Source organism: Caballeronia telluris, from assembly GCF_001544495.1.
Taxonomy (GTDB): Bacteria; Pseudomonadota; Gammaproteobacteria; order Burkholderiales; family Burkholderiaceae; genus Caballeronia; species Caballeronia telluris.
On record NZ_FCNZ02000041.1, the window covers coordinates 13041 to 28600 of the forward strand.

Consider the following 15560-nt stretch of genomic DNA (forward strand, 5'->3'; position numbering starts at 1 on the left):
AAGGCGGTTGATGCGCGCCTGACGGAACACGAGGTTGCGGGACTGCAAGGAGGAGACAAGGATGGCACACATACACCCGGCACCCCCGCATGATCCGGAGGAGGCAAGTCTGAGCCCCGCGGACGATCGGGTTCGCCTGAATCACTGGCTACCGCCGCAGTCAGGCGTGGTTCCCAGGATCCGGATCGGTCAGCGCTGGGTCAACGTGTTGTGGGCATTGCCGATTGCTTTCGTACTGCTGGTTATCGGCGTGGCCCTCGCGCAGGCACTGCGGCAAGTCCCGACGGTGCAGGAATTCCTCGTGCGCTACCCGGGTATCCCGCCATCCGCAGGGGCTGTCGTCACGGGATTCCCCGCCTGGCTCAGGCTGCAGCACTTCCTGAACCTGTTCTTCATGGCGTTCATTATTCGCGCAGGACTCCAGATTCTCGCCGACCACCCGCGGCTGTACTGGAAACGCGACTGCACGCCCGGCACGGAATGGTTTCGCTTCCAGAAGGCGGTGCCCGCCGGCCGTGTGTGGACCGCGAAGGACGATTCGGTCACGCTTCCCACGTGGCTCGGCATTCCTGGAATCCGTCACTCCATCGGGCTTGCGCGATGGTGGCATTTTTCGATCACATTGCTCTGGATGATCAACGGCATCGTCTTTTACGCATTGCTGTTCACGACCGGCCAGTGGCTGCGGCTGGTGCCGACGACATGGGAAGTGATCCCCAACGCGGCTTCCACCATCCTTCAGTACCTGTCGCTCACGTTCCCCGCCGATCACAGCTGGCTGCGCTACAACAGCCTGCAACAGATCACCTATTTCATCACGGTGTTCATCGCGGCGCCCACCTCCATCCTGACCGGCTTCATGCAGAGCCCGGCGATTTCCAACCGGCTCGGCTGGGTCGGCCGGGCGTTAAACCGGCAGCGGGCGCGTTCGATCCATTTCATCGCGTTGTGCTGGTTCCTGTTCTATATCCTCGCGCACGTGACGCTGGTGTTCATTACCGGCGCACGCGTGAATCTGAACATGATGTTCGCTGGCGTCAACGGCGACACCTGGAGCGGCGTGCTGGTCTTCGTCCCGGCCATGATGCTGGTGGCCGTCACCTGGTGGCTGGCATCTCCGTTCACGCTGCGTCATGCGCGCCGGGTTCAGCGGATCGGCGCGTTCATGGCCCGGCCGTTCAATAGCGTGACGCAGTGGTGGGACCCGACGAGCCAGCTCACCGAGAAGGACATCTCGCCGTACTTCTGGCCCAATGGGACGATGCCGGCATCGGCCGGGTTCGATCAGCTCGTGAAGGACGGTTTTGCGCATTACCGGCTCAGAATCGACGGTCTGGTCGACAAGCCGGTAGAGCTCTCATACGCCGAGCTGAAAGCCATGCCGAAGCAGGAACAGATCACCACGCATTTCTGCATTCAGGGATGGTCCGGCGTCGCCAGGTGGGGCGGCGTTCCGATGCGTCATCTCCTCGACCTGGTGAAACCCACAGCCGATGCCCGCTACGCGGTGTTCTACTCATTGGCCGATGGCGGTGACGGTGGACGCTACTACGACGTGCACAGCATCGCAAACATGCGGCACGAATTGACGATCCTCGCCTACGAGATGAACGGCGCACCGCTCAGCGTCCTGCATGGCGCGCCGTTGCGGCTGCGCTGCGAGAACGAACTCGGCTTCAAGATGGTCAAGTGGATTGCGGCCATTGAGTTCGTGCACGATTTCGCCGACCTCGGCGCGGGTGAAGGCGGCTACAACGAGGATCACGAATTCTACGGCTACCGCGTGCCGATCTGAGTCGCTTCTCAGATGAAAACGAACATTGCGATCACCGCGGCCGCCATCACGCCGGTTGAAAGCCATCCAAGCACCCGCAGCGGTACGGGCGTGACGAAGGTGCCCATCACCTTTTGGTTCGACGCCATCAGCATCATCAGCACCATGATCGGCACTGATGTGACGCCATTGATGACGGCGCTCCAGAACAGCGCCCTGATCGGGTCGATCGACGTGAAGTCGAGCGCGAGGCCCACGAGCGTCGCGAGCACGATGATCCCGTAGAACCGTTTCGCCAGTTGCGGTTCGAGCGCGAGGCTGTTTTTCCACCGGAAGGTGCCGGCCATCGCATAGGCCGCCGAGCCGGCCAGAACGGGCAACGCGAGCAGCCCCGTGCCGATGATGCCGAGACTGAAGAGCAGGAACGCAAACTCGCCGGCGATCGGTTTCAGCGCGGAAGCCGCCTGCGACGAAGTCTGTATATCGGTGATGTGATGCGCATGCAGCGTGGGCGGATTCAACCGGTCGTCGCAACACCTTTGATCGAGGAGGTGTTGCATGGCACCAAGTGCAAAGCGGGTGTATCGGTTGACAGGGCGAGGAGCGATGTACTCGCCGGGCGCGCCATCACTTGGACATGAGATCGAACGTCGGTTTTGGCAACAGATTGCGACTGGCATTACAAGCGAGAAAGCAGCGGAGGCGGTAGGCGCATCTCAAGCGGTAGGCTCGCGCTGGTTCCGCTATCGTGGCGGCATGCCACTATTCATGTCGAAACCTATTGCGGGTCGATACTTGTCGTTCGCTGAGCGAGAAGATATAGCATTGCTCTCTGTCCAAGGCCTCGGGGTGCGCGAGATCGCCCGTCGTATCGGGCGCAGTCCATCAACCGTTTCGCGCGAACTCACGCGCAATGCGGCGACCCGTGGTGGTTGTCTCGAATATCGTGCTTCGGTCGCGCAGTGGAAGGCCGAACGGTTCGCTAAACGACCAAAGCCAGCGAAGCTGGCGACTAATGCACGGCTGCGTCAATATGTACAGGAGCGCCTCGAGGGAAACGTACATGACGCCGATGGTCGTCAAATTGCCGGGCCCAGGCAGGCACCGTTCAAGGGGCGAAATAAACCACATCGCGGTGACCGAAAGTGGGTCAACGGCTGGTCACCTGAACAAATTGCCAATCGATTGCAGGCAGATTTCCCGGACGATGAGTCTATGCGCATCTCTCACGAAGCCATTTATCAAGCGCTCTATATTCAAGGGCGCGGCGCGCTCAAGCGCGAGTTAGTGCACTGCCTTCGCACCGGGCGCGCGTTGCGCGTTCCCCGAGCGAGAGCGCGCGCCAAGGCATGGGCGCACGTCAGCGAGGAGGTGATGATTTCTAGCCGGCCCGCTGAGGCGCAAGATCGTGCTGTGCCGGGCCATTGGGAGGGTGACCTGATTATCGGCTTAAATCGATCAGCCATCGGGACGTTGGTGGAAAGATCCAGCCGTTTTACGATGCTCGTGCACTTACCTCGAGAGAAAGGCTATGGGGTGATCCCACGCACGAAGAACGGGCCTGCGCTAGCAGGTTATGGGGCTGTCACAATGGCCAACGCACTTAAGAAAACGGTGACGGATTTGCCTGCTCAGTTGTGGCGATCATTGACATGGGATCGCGGCAAAGAGCTGTCCGATCACGCACGCTTTACTATTGAGTCGGGCGTGAAAGTCTTCTTCGCCGATCCACACAGTCCATGGCAGCGTGGTACGAACGAAAACACCAATGGCCTTCTACGACAGTACTTTCCAAAAGGCACGGACCTGTCCAGATGGAGTGTTCAAGAGCTTCAGGCAGTTGCTAACACGTTGAACGCAAGGCCCCGGAAAACGCTCGGCTGGAAGACGCCTGCGGAAACCCTGGACACCTATCTAAAATCCGTTCAACATTCGAGTGTTGCGACGACCGGTTGATTCCGCCGTGACAGCGGTGGTGAGAATGATGAAAAACGCGATGAGATTGGAAAACGCCATTCCGATCGCCGTATCCATGCGGATGCGGCTCAGATTTGCCGGACCCTGCGACGGCATTGCCGTCAGCGCCTGTTGTCCCTTCTTCGCGTGCAGTTCCTCGACCTCCTGCGACGCCTGCCAGAAGAACAGGTACGGACTGATGGTGGTGCCGAACACGGCGACCACCGTCGTGATGTAGCCCGCGCTCCACGAGCCGTGCGGAAGTATCGTGCGCACGGCCACGGTCGCCCATGGGATCTGGACCGCGAAGATCACGCCGACGTAGGCGAACAGTGCCAGGGTGAGCCACTTGAGCACGCGGACATACCCGCGGTACGGCACGAACACCTGCAACGCCAGCGAAAACACGCCCAGTCCGACCGTGTAAGCGCGCGTGGGGCCGCCGACGAGCAGATTGACGGCCGCACCCATGGCCGTCAGGTCGGCTGCAATGTTGATCGTGTTCGCCACCAGCAGGAGAACGACAGTGCCGTACAGCAGCCACCGCGGATAATGGCGTCGCAGATTCGTCGCGAGACCATGGCCGCTCACCCGGCCGATCCTGGCGCTCACGACCTGAATGGCGACCATCAGCGGATACGTCAGCAGGACGGTCCACAGCATGTTGAAGCCGAATTGCGCGCCCGCCTGCGAATAGGTGGCGATGCCGCTCGGGTCGTCGTCCGCTGCGCCGGTGATGAGTCCTGGTCCGAGCTTCGCAAACCACGAGTCGGCCTGACTGTCGACTTCGATATCGACCTTTGCGGACGACGGCATGTCGTGTTCCATAAACGCCCGGAGTGGTGCTGCCCCAGCGGGGACTGTTCAAGCTGCGATTTGTCCGATCCAGCTGTGAAGCGCAGAAGCGCGTGACGTGTGGCGTAGACCGGACACCGGATGGACAGGCGCCTTCGCCTTCCATCGCTTCGCTAACCGGACAGCGCCAGCGCGCGTGCGCAGACGTTGTCGGTGGTGAAACCATACTCTCGCAACAGGACATCGGCTGGAGCCGACGCGCCGAAACGCTCCATGCCGAGCACCTCCCCGCGTTCGCCGACATAGCGATGCCAGCCTTGCGGCACGCCGGCTTCGACCGCCAGCCGCGCGCCGACCGAGCGCGGCAGCACCGCGTCCCGGTACGCTTGCGGCTGGGCATCGAATAACGTCCAGCATGGCAGCGAGACCACGCGCACGGCGATGTTCTGCGCCAGCAACCGGTCGCGCGCGGCCATCGCGAGCGCGACTTCCGAGCCGGTGGCGATCAGGATCAGCGCCGGCTTGCCGCCGGGCGCGTCCGCGAGGATGTAGCCGCCGCGCCGCAGGCCGTCGGCGGCTGCGAACTGGGCCCGATCGAAGGTCGGCACGTTCTGGCGCGTCAGGATGAGCGCGGTCGGCCGATCGCGCGTTTCCAGTGCGACGCGCCAGGCTACGGCGGTTTCGTTGGCGTCGGCGGGGCGAATCACGTTGAGGTTCGGCACGGCCCGCAGGCTGGCGAGCTGCTCGACGGGCTGGTGCGTCGAGCCGTCCTCGCCGAGCGCCAGACTGTCGTGCGTGAACACATAGATCACGCGCAGATGCATGAGCGCGGCCAGCCGGATCGGCGGGCGCATGTAGTCCGAAAAAATCAGGAACGTCGCGCCGAACGGTATGGTCCCGCCGTGAGCGGCCAGACCGTTCAGGATCGCACCCATGCCATGCTCGCGCACGCCGAAGTGCAGATTGCGGCCGGCACGACTCCAGCCGCCTCCCTCGGAACCTTGCCGGTCGCGGGCGCTGGCGCCGGGGGCTTCGAAATCGCCAAGCCCGGACAGTGCGGTAAAGGTGGAGGGATCGAGATCCGCGGAGCCACCCATCAGCGACGGCAGACGCGGCGCGATCGCATTCATCACCTTGCCCGACGCGACCCGCGTGGCGATGCCTTTGGCGTCGGCGGGAAAGAGCGGAATGTCCCGGTCCCAGCCAGCCGGCAATTCGCCGCGCGTCGCGTTCAGCAGTTCTTCCGCGAGCCCGGGAAACGCTTGCGTATAAGCGGAGAAGCGGGTGTTCCACTCAGCCTCGCTGTGTTGCCCCTCTGCAAGCGCGCGACGAAAATGTGCCTGCGCGGGCTCGGGGATATAAAACGCCGGCTCGGTCGGCCAGCCAAGGTTCTGTTTGGTCAGGCGCCCCTCTTCCTCGCCGAGCGGCGAGCCGTGTGCCTTGTAGGTGTCCTGCCTGTTCGGTGAACCGTAGCCGAGATGCGTGCGCACGAGGATCAGCGAGGGATGGCGCGTTTCGGCACGCGCATTGTCGAGCGCCTGCCTGATAGCGGCAAGATCGTTGCCGTCGTCGACGGACTCGGTATGCCAGCCGTAAGCCTCGAAGCGTCGCGCGCGGTCTTCGGAAAACGTTATGTCCGTGGCTGCGGAAAGCGTGACCTGGTTGTCGTCGTAGAGATAGATCAGTTTGCCAAGCTGCAAATGGCCGGCAAGCGATGCGGCTTCCGATGCGACACCTTCCATCAGATCGCCGTCGCTGACGATGCCGTAGGTGCAGTGATCGATGATCTCGAAGCCCGGGCGGTTGTAGCGTGCGGCGAGATGTGTCTCCGCCATCGCCATGCCGACCCCGTTGGCGAAGCCCTGACCGAGTGGTCCTGTGGTCGTTTCGACACCGGGTGTGAGGCCGCGCTCCGGGTGACCGGGCGTGAGACTCCCCCATTGGCGAAACTGTTTGATCTGTTCGAGCGGCAGATCGTAGCCGGTCATATGCAGCAGGCTGTATAGCAGCATCGAGCCGTGGCCAGCGGACAGCACAAAGCGATCGCGGTCGAGCCACGCCGGATTCGCCGGGTTGTGTTTGAGAACGCGGGTCCACAGCACGTAAGCCATGGATGCGGCGCCGAGCGGCAGACCCGGATGGCCGCTATCGGCCTTCTGCACCGCATCGACTGACAGAAAACGCAGCGTATTGACGCACAGGTCGTCCAGCGTCGACGCCGCAGGTGGGGTGGAAACCGCTGGGTTCATGCAAGCTCTCCCTGGTTGCTGGCAAACCGAGGCACACGCCTTACCGGACCATGTGTCATCGTTGGCGAACAGATCCGGATACCATCTTACGCCGCTCGATGCGCGCAGGGCCACGCGCGCCCAGACATGCGCGAGTCGTATGGCTTTGTGGAACTGGACCTTCCACATACCCATCCAGCGATGCGGGCCCCGCTTGCGACGGCGCTGTCAATTTGCCAGGTACCGGCAGCCGCATGCTGCCCGAGCGCGGCCACCTACGGGCAGGAGGCATCGTCGACGTCACGTTTCAGCAGGTCACTCCATACGGTCATTTCGCGGTGCGCGACTGATGCCGGGTCCCCCCTCAGCACGGCAAACTGCGTCGTCTCCTCAGTGCGCCAGAACCGGATATCGAAAGCTTGCTCGCCGACGCGCAATTCCCTGAGCGTCACGTCGCTGAGCCACGGCGGCAGTACAGCGTCGATATAGAGCATCCTGTGCGGCGCATCCGGCTGCAGGCCAAGGATCGCCTGCAGCAGCGAGAAGACTGATCCCGCAGCCCAGGCCTGCGGCACATTGGCGCCCGGATACTGAACCGGAAAATTCGCCGCGTCCCGATGCAGGCCCGCATAAAGCTCAGGTAGCTGGTTCAGCGTGAAAAAGCCTCCCGCCCCACACACGTCGCGTGCGATCCGGCCTGCTTCTTCGGTGTAGCCATAGCGCCTGAATCCCAGCGCAATGAGGCCGTTGTCGTGCGGCCAGACCGAGCCGGTCTGGTAGGAATACGGGTTGTAAGCGGGATGGCTCGACGACAGCGTGCGGATGCCCCACCCGCTCCACATGTCCGGCTGCATGAGACGCGCCACGACGCGTGCCGCGCGTTCGGGCGGCACGATGCCGGACCACAGGCAATGGCCGGGATTGGACGCGACACTCAGGACTTTCTTCTTCTCGCCGTCGAGTGCGAACGCGTAAAAGCCCGTCTCCTCATCCCAGAACGCCTCATTGAACCGCGTGAAGAGCGCAGCGGCTTTCGTGCGCAACACTGCGGCGCGGGCCGCGTCACCCAGCGCATCGTAGATTTGCGCCATCCGCAGCCACGCATCGTAGACGTAGCCCTGCAACTCGCAGAGCGCCTTGGGTCCCTTCACCAGCGTCCCGTCAGGGTATACCAGCGCGTCGCCGGAGTCCTTCCAGCTCTGGTTCTCAAGACCGGCCGACGAGCGCGTGGCGTATTCCTGAAAGCCGTCGCCGTCGCGATCGCCGTACCTGTCGATCCACTCGAGGCAGCGCTCCGCGGTCGGCAGATGACGCTTCAGCAGTTCGCGATCGCCCGTACAGCACCACGCCGTATGCAGCGTGATCAGATAGAGCGGGGTCGCGTCCGCTGTTCCGTAGTACGGCGTGTGCGGAATCAGCTTGAGACTCGCCAGCTCCCCCAGACGGAGTTCGTGCATGATCTTGCCAGGCTCCGCATCGCGATAGTCGTCGCGCCCGGTTGCTTGCCAGACGCCGAGTACATCCAGCGCGCCTCGCGCAAAGTCGGAGTAGACGAGCGAAGTCTGCAACGAGGCGATCAGACTGTCGCGTCCGAATAACGCCACGAACCATGGCAGTCCAGCGGCCGGCACGAGTTGTGACTGGTCGGCGCCCTGAACGGGCAGACGGAGCGCTGCCATGTCGTCGGTGGCCTGACGAAACAGGCGCCGGAATCCGTCGTTGCTGCTCTCGAGCTTGAGCACCGCGCGCTGCCAGTCCGCGAGCCGCTTGCTGTTTTCCGATGTGTCGCGGTCCAGTCTGGTGCACGCGTGGGGTGCCGGACAGCTTTTGTGACCGTCCGAGAGATCGTAGGTGAGACAGCTGTGCCACTGGGCGCCGGGCGCCAGCTCGACGTCGAACGTGAGCCGGCCGTTCGCGTACACCGCGGGCGAGCCGTTGTTGTGCGCTGTGATCGCGACTTCCCGCGAAAAGTCCTGGTTATGGTAGGCGGTGGTGAGACGCTGCTTGCGCTCGGACCATTTCGTCGTGACGTGGCCGCGCCGGATGAAGTGGCCGGACTTCACCTCGAAGAGGTCGGCAAAATCGCTGCGCACTGCAATTTCGAGGTTGAAGCGCACTGCCGACTGGCCATAATTGACCAGATCGAGATCTTCGTGCACACCACCGCCGATCTGACGGCTGAGCATGAGCCCAATGGTGTGCGCCGCGATCGGACCGGCCTCGGTGACAAGTGCGCGGTTGGCCAGAAAGATGCGCGCGTCGAAGGAGGTGGGCGTGCCGCCATTGAGCAGATCCCACGGCTCTCCGTCGGCATATATCGTCCAGTTGCTGATCACGCGGGTGTCATAGAAGTACAGGCCCTTCTGGGTCGGTCCTTTGATCTGGCCATCCGGCTCGGTCAGGAGGACGGCGTGCCCCTGATGGATCGCGAGCTGTGGCGGCCCCACCTTGATTTCGAGCGACATGGTCCTCTCCTCGTGTGCCGGTATCACCCTCTGCTGCACCATTCACATGTTAAGTGCAAGTAGCTTGTGCTCGTTTTCCGGCCCCCGCAGCGAGACGCGGAGCGCAGCCCGTCGCTCGGTCACGTTGGTCGTTGCGCCGCTGAACATGGCATCGGTCCGCTCCCGAAGACTGCATTCGCCAGCCAGCTGCACGAGGAGCGCGATCGTCTCATCGGTCACCCGGTTCTTCGGGTAGTTGAGGTAGAAACCGGCGGCTTTGACGCCCAGGCGCTCGCCCCGCAGGGGACCGCCGGCGAAGAGCTGCCGCAGGTGCAGATTACGCATCTTCCGGTGATGCTCCGGCAGCGCCTTCCACGCCGGCCGCTCAGTCAACAGTTGAAGCTGGGCATCCCGCTTCGTGGTCACGGTTGTGCCGCACGCGTCGGATCGCCCTTCTCCAGCATCGCGCTCTTTGCGGCGATGCGGCCGAGCAGATCGTTCCATGACTTGTCGAACGATTCTGCGCCCTCGCGCTGGAGTTGGGCGGCAAGCGCCGCATCGTCGACACCGGCCTGCGCGAATTCGGCGAGCACGTCTTCGGCGTCCCCGCCATCGACAGGCAATACACCCTTCAGTTCGCCATGATCGGCGAAGGCGTTCAGGGTCTTGTCGGGAATGGTGTTGATCGTGTCAGGGGCCGCCAGCGACTCGATATAGAGTGTGTCGGCGGCGTCCGGATCCTTGGTACCGGTGCTGGCCCAGAGCAGGCGCTGCGGCCGGGCGCCGGCAACCGCAAGCTGTTGCCAGCGGGGCGATGCCAGCAACTCGCGGTACGCCTGGTACGCGCGTTTGGCGATGGCAATCCCGAGGCGGTTGCGAAGCGGCGGGGGCACCTTGTCTTTCACCGCGACATCCCAGCGGCTGACGAAAATGGACGCGACGGAACTGACGTCCGGATCGAGTCCCGCGGCGACCCGCCGCTCGATGCCGCGCAGGTACGCCTGCGCGGCCGCGACGTATTGCTCGCGCGAAAACAGCAGCGTGACATTCACAGGCACGCCGGCGAAGATCGACGCCTCGATCGCTGGAACGCCTTCCGGCGTGCCCGGAATCTTGATGAACAGATTGGGACGCTGCGCGGCTTCATGCAGGCGCGCAGCCGCGTCGATCGTGCCGGCCGTATTGTGTGCCAGCAAAGGGGACACCTCCAGCGACACCCAGCCGTCAACCCCACCGGTGCTGTCGTGGACGGGACGGAACAGGTCGGCGGCCCGGCTCAGATCCTCGATCGCGAGTTCGAAAAACAGCGCCTCGCCGGATTTCCCCTCAGCCGTCAGTTGCCGGATGGCGGCGTCGTAGAAATCTGCCTCCGTGATGGCTTTATCAAAGATCGTGGGGTTCGACGTCAATCCGGTCACTGAAAACTCGTTGATATAGCGCTGCAGCGTGCCGTCCGTCAGCAGGCCGCGCGTAATGTTATCGAGCCAAAGGCTTTGGCCGAGGTCGTGCAGTTGTCGGGTCGGTTTCATGATGCCTCCTGTTACGCGTCGCCTGCTGTGCCGGTGCCGAACAGCGTGGCCAGATCAGCATCGGCCAGCTCGCCGATGCGCTCGATCGTGATGTCGGCCAGCGGATGCACGGCGGGATTCGCTGGGTTCGTCGAGTATTGTCCCGCGCGCAGAGAGGGATCGTCGCCCGGTGCGCCGGTTGGAAGGGCGGCCCTGCGCTATTTCAGATTGTTGAGCTCGGCACGTGCAAGCGTCTCAGCCGATTCCCATGCGACATCTTCATATTCGAAGAAAGTGTCGAGTTTGATGATGAGTTCATTGCTCCTTGATACGCCCTTCGGAACGACACACACGCTCGCCACCCAACCATCGGCAATATGATCTTCGACGCTCATGTGAGCGTCGTGTGTCCTGCTTGAGATGATTCTGTCTGCCATGGCACGCCCTGTCTGATTGAACGACAGCCACACTGGCCGTCGTCGCTGCTGGGTAAAGCTCGCGGTTCATCGATAACAGTCGGCGCTGCTATATTCCGAACTTATGTTCCGCAATGTATTTGTCGCCGTACGCAAGTGCTGCCGCATAGCCTTCCTTGCTCGTCGCAAAAACGCCGACGTCATAGTGCTTGTCGGCCGAAGGAAGGCAGCCTTCAACAGCATGCCGAAGATGAAAATCGAATGTCCCGTCCTGGAGTTCCCGACATTCGGGGGTGAATGTATGAATACGGGCTTGATACAACTTCTGAATGTTCTGCCTCATGACCTGCTCCCGCCTTTGACGCCTTTGAAGGGTCTCGTTTTCGTTTGATCTGGCACGGTCTGGATATGATGAAGACCGTGGTCTTCACGGCGGTTCAGTCCGATGCGACCTGTTCGTCGCCGCCGGCATCCGACCAATATCCGTGCTTGTCGTAAAACTGCTGCAGCGCGACTTCGTAGCATCGATCGATCGGCATGGAGTCGTCATAAGCGGGGCTATTCTTGATGACTTCGCGCGTCAATGCGGTCGACACGGTCGAATCGAACCAGTCGACCTCGTCTATCCAGTGAATCGCGATGAGCACGGCCTTGCCGCCGGGCCACCAGTTGTGCGTTTCCACGACGAGGTAACGAATCGCCCAGTCGGTGTCGTCGTAAATGAAATCCGATACGTGACCGATGCCGCCGTCGGCCGTCTTGAGGTGGTAGCCCTTGACCTCGTCGGTGCTACGCAGATGGACGTCCGGTTGCGATTTGTCCGTATCCGAGGTTGCCCCTGGTGGCTCATCGAGCACGGCGTCCGGCGACACACCTGTCGGATCATAGGCCGGGTAGGCGCCCATGCCCCAGAGGTTTGGACCGCCCCAATAGGTCGGATAGCTGTAGTAGCGCAGATACTCGATCTCGTGCTGCCGCGATACCGGCTTGTGGGCGTCCAGCATTGGGCTGTCCCTCACCTGCTGCCGGGAAAGGCCGACATGCACGACACTCGATCCGGGATCGGTGTGTTTCACCGAATACGGCGAAACCAGCACTTGCCGGTCGTTCAGCCAATTGCCTGTTTCGACCACCAGATAACGCACACCCCATGACTCGTCGTCGAAATAGGCCTGGCTAACTGAGCCGATGTCGCCGTCCACTGCGCTAACGGTGCTTCCGTGCAAGTCTCGTATGCTTCGTAACATGGTTTCTCTTCCCTGTGTTTCGACGAACGCGCGCATCACGCGCGTCCCTCGGCCTTAATTTCAAAGCGGCGCCTGTCGATCTGCTGACTGCGGCTCGCATCGCAAGAAGAGGTGGTAGTGCGACCCGAGAGCGCTGCGCCGAGCGCCAGAAGCGATCCGGATGTCCTCCAGATGAAGTTCGTCCAAGCATGATTTTCTGTCGCTGGTCAACGATAGAAGACACACTACGCGCCCGCATGGGAGAAAGCGGTACGACAGCGTACGGATGTCTGGCTACGGTGCGCACGCACGATCCTCGTTGATCGTTACGGGACTTTTCTGATCGCAGGCGGCCACCGGTCCGCTGACGCTTGCCGCGATCATTAGACGTCCTCTCGGCCTCACTGGGTTCTCGCGTGATTCGGTCCTTCTTGCCGATCTGAACGGCCACCGTATAGATTTACCGAACCGCATTTGTGATCCCCTCCCGTGTCAATCACTGGGCACTCCGTCTTAGCCAGGCCAACATTGAGGTCGCGTCGCTGCTGACTGACACCTGTGAGATTCACGGCCGCGGTGGCCGCGACAAAAGACCGGAGCGCGATGAAGGCGATGGTTGGGACGGTTTCGCTGCCCCGCACAAGGCCCGGGGAAGGCAGTGATCTCACGCTCAAGCTGACGATCGCTACGTCCAGCTGCTCTTTTTATGTCAGCCTATAAGTGGAATGACCACCGGCCGGTCGATGCGGTTGTTCGGGAAGACGAACCGGACAATGATTGTTGACCTTCGTACAATCCGCATGCATTGGCGTGCCGCAACGCGAAGTCCTGTCAAGGCGCGGATCCACGCCGCAATTTAGGCACGACTTATAATCTATTGCGTATCTGGCAGATTTGACTGACGCGAAGATTGCCGCATGGTGACGCGCTGCGACACAGCCCGCAAAAGTGTCGGAGCATTGCGTCTTCTATTCATATTTGGCCGTCAGGAAATCGTCAGCGAAAGCGGCGCGGTTCCGAGCGCGTTGCGGAGAGTGCGAAATGGCTCAAGGTCATCGTCAAAACGAAAACCATCTATTGGCGGTGTTGCCTGACCTGGAGTGGGAGCGTCTGGCGCCACACCTGCTGGCCGTGGAGATGCCGCTCGGCAGCGTGGTCTACGAATCCGGCGATCGCCTCAATTACGTGTATTTCCCGACCACCTGCATCGTGTCTTTGCTGTATGTGATGGAGGACGGTGCGTCCGCCGAAATCGCGATCGTCGGCAACGAAGGGCTTATCGGCATCGCGCTTTTCATGGGGGGTGAGACCACGCCCAGCCGCGCGGTCGTACAAAGCGCCGGGAAGGCGTATCGCCTGGACGCTCAAATCCTGAAAGAAGAATTTCATCGTGCCGGTCCCGTCCAGCGCCTTTTGCTCCGTTATACGCAGGCGCTGATCACCCAAATGGCGCAGACCGCCGTGTGCAACCGACACCACTCGATCGACCAGCAGTTGTGCAGGTGGCTGCTGCTCAGCATCGACCGTCTCTCGTCAAACCAACTGAAGATGACGCAGGAACTGATCGCCAATATGCTGGGCGTACGCCGATCCGGTGTAACCGAGGCCGCGCTGAAATTGCAAGATGCGGGTTTGATTCGCTACAGCCATGGCCACATCGAGGTACTGGACAGGCCGGGAATCGAAACACGCGTGTGCGAATGTTACGGCGTAGTGAAGCGCGAATTCGAACGGCTGTTACCCGCTTTGAAAGCGCTATAGAAGGGGAGTGGGCTCGGTGAGCAAGGTTCACAGAGCGTTACAGAATAGCTATCCAACCATGCCCTTAAGATAACTCCCATTCTGTTAACGGCTCGATTTCCGCCAACAACTACACCACGCGGTAGCGAGCGCCGTTCTCGCCTTGCACGACCCTCGTCGTTTGACAGCAGCGTCTCGCCGGCGGTCGCGCTGCGGTGCTGACGCCAGCACCTGCCGGAGGAACCTGAATCGGCCTTTGCCGAGTTCGAGAGTCGGTCGTGCTGGGGCGGTTGTAGTCCACCTTCCGGTCATCCGCCGGCCGCGAATGACGGATCATACCGGCGCCAATGCGTTCTCCGACCTTTAGCTTAGCCGACTGTCGGGTGCTCGTGATTCGTATCCGTCAGCACATCCCGTGTTGACGGGACTGCGATCAGATATCCACGATTTTCCGAAGTAAACCGTACGAGACGCGCCAGTGTCCTTCGGAGTCTGTCACGGCGATCGACGCCGTTTTAGAGTTCAGCCTGACGACGATGCCAACACGCTCGTTCAGATGTTTGTCGGTGAATCCCACGGTGTCGCCGATGAAGAACTCTTCGGGTCGTGGGCGCGGTGGTGGCGCTTCGTTTTGAATCGGGACTGCGGTGGCATCGGGGAGAATCGCCGCATACAACACCGCCCATCGGCGTCGAGTCAGCTTGTCCTGCACGACCGCTTGCGTATGTCGCAGCTCAGTGATGATGCCTTCCGACGGGGGGCCTAACGGATCGTCACCGATATATTTAACGATCATGCCGATGTGCAGCCTTTGGCGGACCTCGAGAATACGTCGAGGGTCATCGAGCATTTTGCCGATGGTCAGATAGAGGCGATACAACTCGGCGCTGGGCGCCTGCCGAAGGGAGTCCAGGATGTCCATGAATGTCGGGGAGTTTAGCGGGCAAGCGGAAGCAGTTCATGCACGCGATTGACGGGATGCGACGGCAACTTATCCAGTGTTTCCTTCAGCCACGCATACGGTTCGAAACCGTTCAGGCGAGCCGTGCCGAGCAGTGAATACATCGTGGCCGTCGCACGAGCGCCTCGCGGCGAGCCCGCGAAGGTCCAGTTGGCTCTTCCAAGAGCAATCGGTCTGATCTGTCGTTCCAATGCGTTGTTGTCGGGTAACAAAACACCGCTTTCTGTGTAGCGAATCAGCGCTTGCCAATGACGTAACGCGTAGCCGAACGCTTTTGCGAGCGGTGCCTGAGCCGGCAAACCAATGACGTTGCCTTCCAGCCATTGCCGGAACGTTGCAAGTACTGGTAACGCCTCAGTTTGCCGCGCCGCGTATTTGATGTCAGGTGTCTGATGGTTGATTCGCGACTCGATGGCATATAGCTGGGCGATCCACTGCAGCGCCTGTGCCGCGAGCCCCGGCTTGCTTTGGGTTTTGGCGATCTCAACGAACCGTCGACGGCAATGCGCCCA

General features: G+C 61.6%; 12 protein-coding genes and 2 pseudogenes. 3 read left to right on the forward strand and 11 right to left on the reverse strand.

Annotation, left to right across the window (positions count from 1 at the left end; all coding sequences use genetic code 11):
- The first annotated feature begins 61 nt into the window (after positions 1-61).
- Positions 62-1795: a molybdopterin-dependent oxidoreductase gene (locus tag AWB66_RS29275; protein WP_087633546.1), complete on the forward strand. Its 1734-nt coding sequence runs from the start codon at positions 62-64 to the stop codon at positions 1793-1795.
- Positions 1796-1803: 8 nt separating this feature from the next.
- Here AWB66_RS29275 and AWB66_RS29280 read toward each other — a convergent pair.
- A pseudogene (locus AWB66_RS29280) lies at positions 1804-2283 on the reverse strand (divalent metal cation transporter); the annotation flags it as partial.
- Between the two features lie 49 nt (positions 2284-2332).
- Between AWB66_RS29280 and AWB66_RS29285 the strand changes: the two are divergent.
- Positions 2333-3730, forward strand: coding sequence for an IS30 family transposase (locus AWB66_RS29285; protein WP_200819098.1), 1398 nt, complete (start codon positions 2333-2335; stop codon positions 3728-3730).
- Here AWB66_RS29285 and AWB66_RS29290 read toward each other — a convergent pair.
- The 8 genes and pseudogenes from AWB66_RS29290 to AWB66_RS29320 all read right to left on the reverse strand — a co-directional run.
- A pseudogene (locus AWB66_RS29290) lies at positions 3722-4546 on the reverse strand (NRAMP family divalent metal transporter); the annotation flags it as partial. The gene AWB66_RS29285 and the pseudogene AWB66_RS29290 sit on opposite strands and share 9 nt — an antisense overlap.
- A 152-nt stretch (positions 4547-4698) precedes the next feature.
- Positions 4699-6774, reverse strand: a complete 2076-nt coding sequence (gene tkt, locus AWB66_RS29295) for a transketolase (RefSeq protein WP_087633548.1) — start codon at positions 6772-6774, stop codon at positions 4699-4701.
- Positions 6775-7028: 254 nt separating this feature from the next.
- Positions 7029-9218: an amylo-alpha-1,6-glucosidase gene (locus AWB66_RS29300; protein ID WP_087633549.1), complete on the reverse strand. Its 2190-nt coding sequence runs from the start codon at positions 9216-9218 to the stop codon at positions 7029-7031.
- Positions 9219-9260: 42 nt separating this feature from the next.
- Entirely contained in the window at positions 9261-9623 is a 363-nt protein-coding gene (locus tag AWB66_RS29305) for a hypothetical protein (RefSeq protein WP_087633550.1), read from the reverse strand.
- The gene (gene tal / locus AWB66_RS29310) at positions 9620-10726 is read right to left on the reverse strand and encodes a transaldolase (protein WP_087633551.1); all 1107 of its coding nucleotides are present in this window, start codon (positions 10724-10726) and stop codon (positions 9620-9622) included. Before tal ends, AWB66_RS29305 begins: the two co-directional genes overlap by 4 nt.
- 197 nt (positions 10727-10923) lie before the next feature.
- Entirely contained in the window at positions 10924-11100 is a 177-nt protein-coding gene (locus AWB66_RS33850) for a hypothetical protein (RefSeq protein WP_159462967.1), read from the reverse strand.
- Between the two features lie 130 nt (positions 11101-11230).
- Positions 11231-11464, reverse strand: a complete 234-nt coding sequence (locus tag AWB66_RS29315) for a hypothetical protein (protein WP_087633552.1) — start codon at positions 11462-11464, stop codon at positions 11231-11233.
- 94 nt (positions 11465-11558) lie between these two features.
- Positions 11559-12368, reverse strand: a complete 810-nt coding sequence (locus AWB66_RS29320) for a PRC-barrel domain-containing protein (protein ID WP_087633553.1) — start codon at positions 12366-12368, stop codon at positions 11559-11561.
- A gap of 1020 nt (positions 12369-13388) precedes the next feature.
- On the opposite strand from AWB66_RS29320, the gene AWB66_RS29330 reads away from it, so the two are divergent.
- Complete coding sequence (locus tag AWB66_RS29330; RefSeq protein ID WP_087633554.1) at positions 13389-14108, forward strand: Crp/Fnr family transcriptional regulator; 720 nt, start codon at positions 13389-13391, stop codon at positions 14106-14108.
- Positions 14109-14520: 412 nt separating this feature from the next.
- Here the strand turns inward: AWB66_RS29330 and AWB66_RS29335 are convergent, their stop codons facing one another.
- The gene (locus AWB66_RS29335) at positions 14521-15009 is read right to left on the reverse strand and encodes a hypothetical protein (RefSeq protein WP_087633555.1); all 489 of its coding nucleotides are present in this window, start codon (positions 15007-15009) and stop codon (positions 14521-14523) included.
- A gap of 14 nt (positions 15010-15023) precedes the next feature.
- Positions 15024-15560 (reverse strand): IS66 family transposase (locus AWB66_RS33205; RefSeq protein WP_143328365.1); only part of this gene is annotated, 537 nt, incomplete at its 5' end.

Excerpts from the sequence above, each read along its gene's own strand:
- AWB66_RS29275 (WP_087633546.1), top strand. The coding sequence starts at position 62 with ATGGCACACATACACCCGGCACCCCCGCATGATCCGGAGGAGGCAAGT.
- tal (WP_087633551.1), bottom strand. The coding sequence starts at position 10,726 with ATGAAACCGACCCGACAACTGCACGACCTCGGCCAAAGCCTTTGGCTC.
- AWB66_RS29330 (WP_087633554.1), top strand. The coding sequence starts at position 13,389 with ATGGCTCAAGGTCATCGTCAAAACGAAAACCATCTATTGGCGGTGTTG.
- AWB66_RS29300 (WP_087633549.1), bottom strand. The coding sequence starts at position 9,218 with ATGTCGCTCGAAATCAAGGTGGGGCCGCCACAGCTCGCGATCCATCAG.
- AWB66_RS29315 (WP_087633552.1), bottom strand. The coding sequence starts at position 11,464 with ATGAGGCAGAACATTCAGAAGTTGTATCAAGCCCGTATTCATACATTC.
- AWB66_RS29285 (WP_200819098.1), top strand. The coding sequence starts at position 2,333 with ATGGCACCAAGTGCAAAGCGGGTGTATCGGTTGACAGGGCGAGGAGCG.
- AWB66_RS29335 (WP_087633555.1), bottom strand. The coding sequence starts at position 15,009 with ATGGACATCCTGGACTCCCTTCGGCAGGCGCCCAGCGCCGAGTTGTAT.
- tkt (WP_087633548.1), bottom strand. The coding sequence starts at position 6,774 with ATGAACCCAGCGGTTTCCACCCCACCTGCGGCGTCGACGCTGGACGAC.
- AWB66_RS33850 (WP_159462967.1), bottom strand. The coding sequence starts at position 11,100 with ATGAGCGTCGAAGATCATATTGCCGATGGTTGGGTGGCGAGCGTGTGT.
- AWB66_RS29320 (WP_087633553.1), bottom strand. The coding sequence starts at position 12,368 with ATGTTACGAAGCATACGAGACTTGCACGGAAGCACCGTTAGCGCAGTG.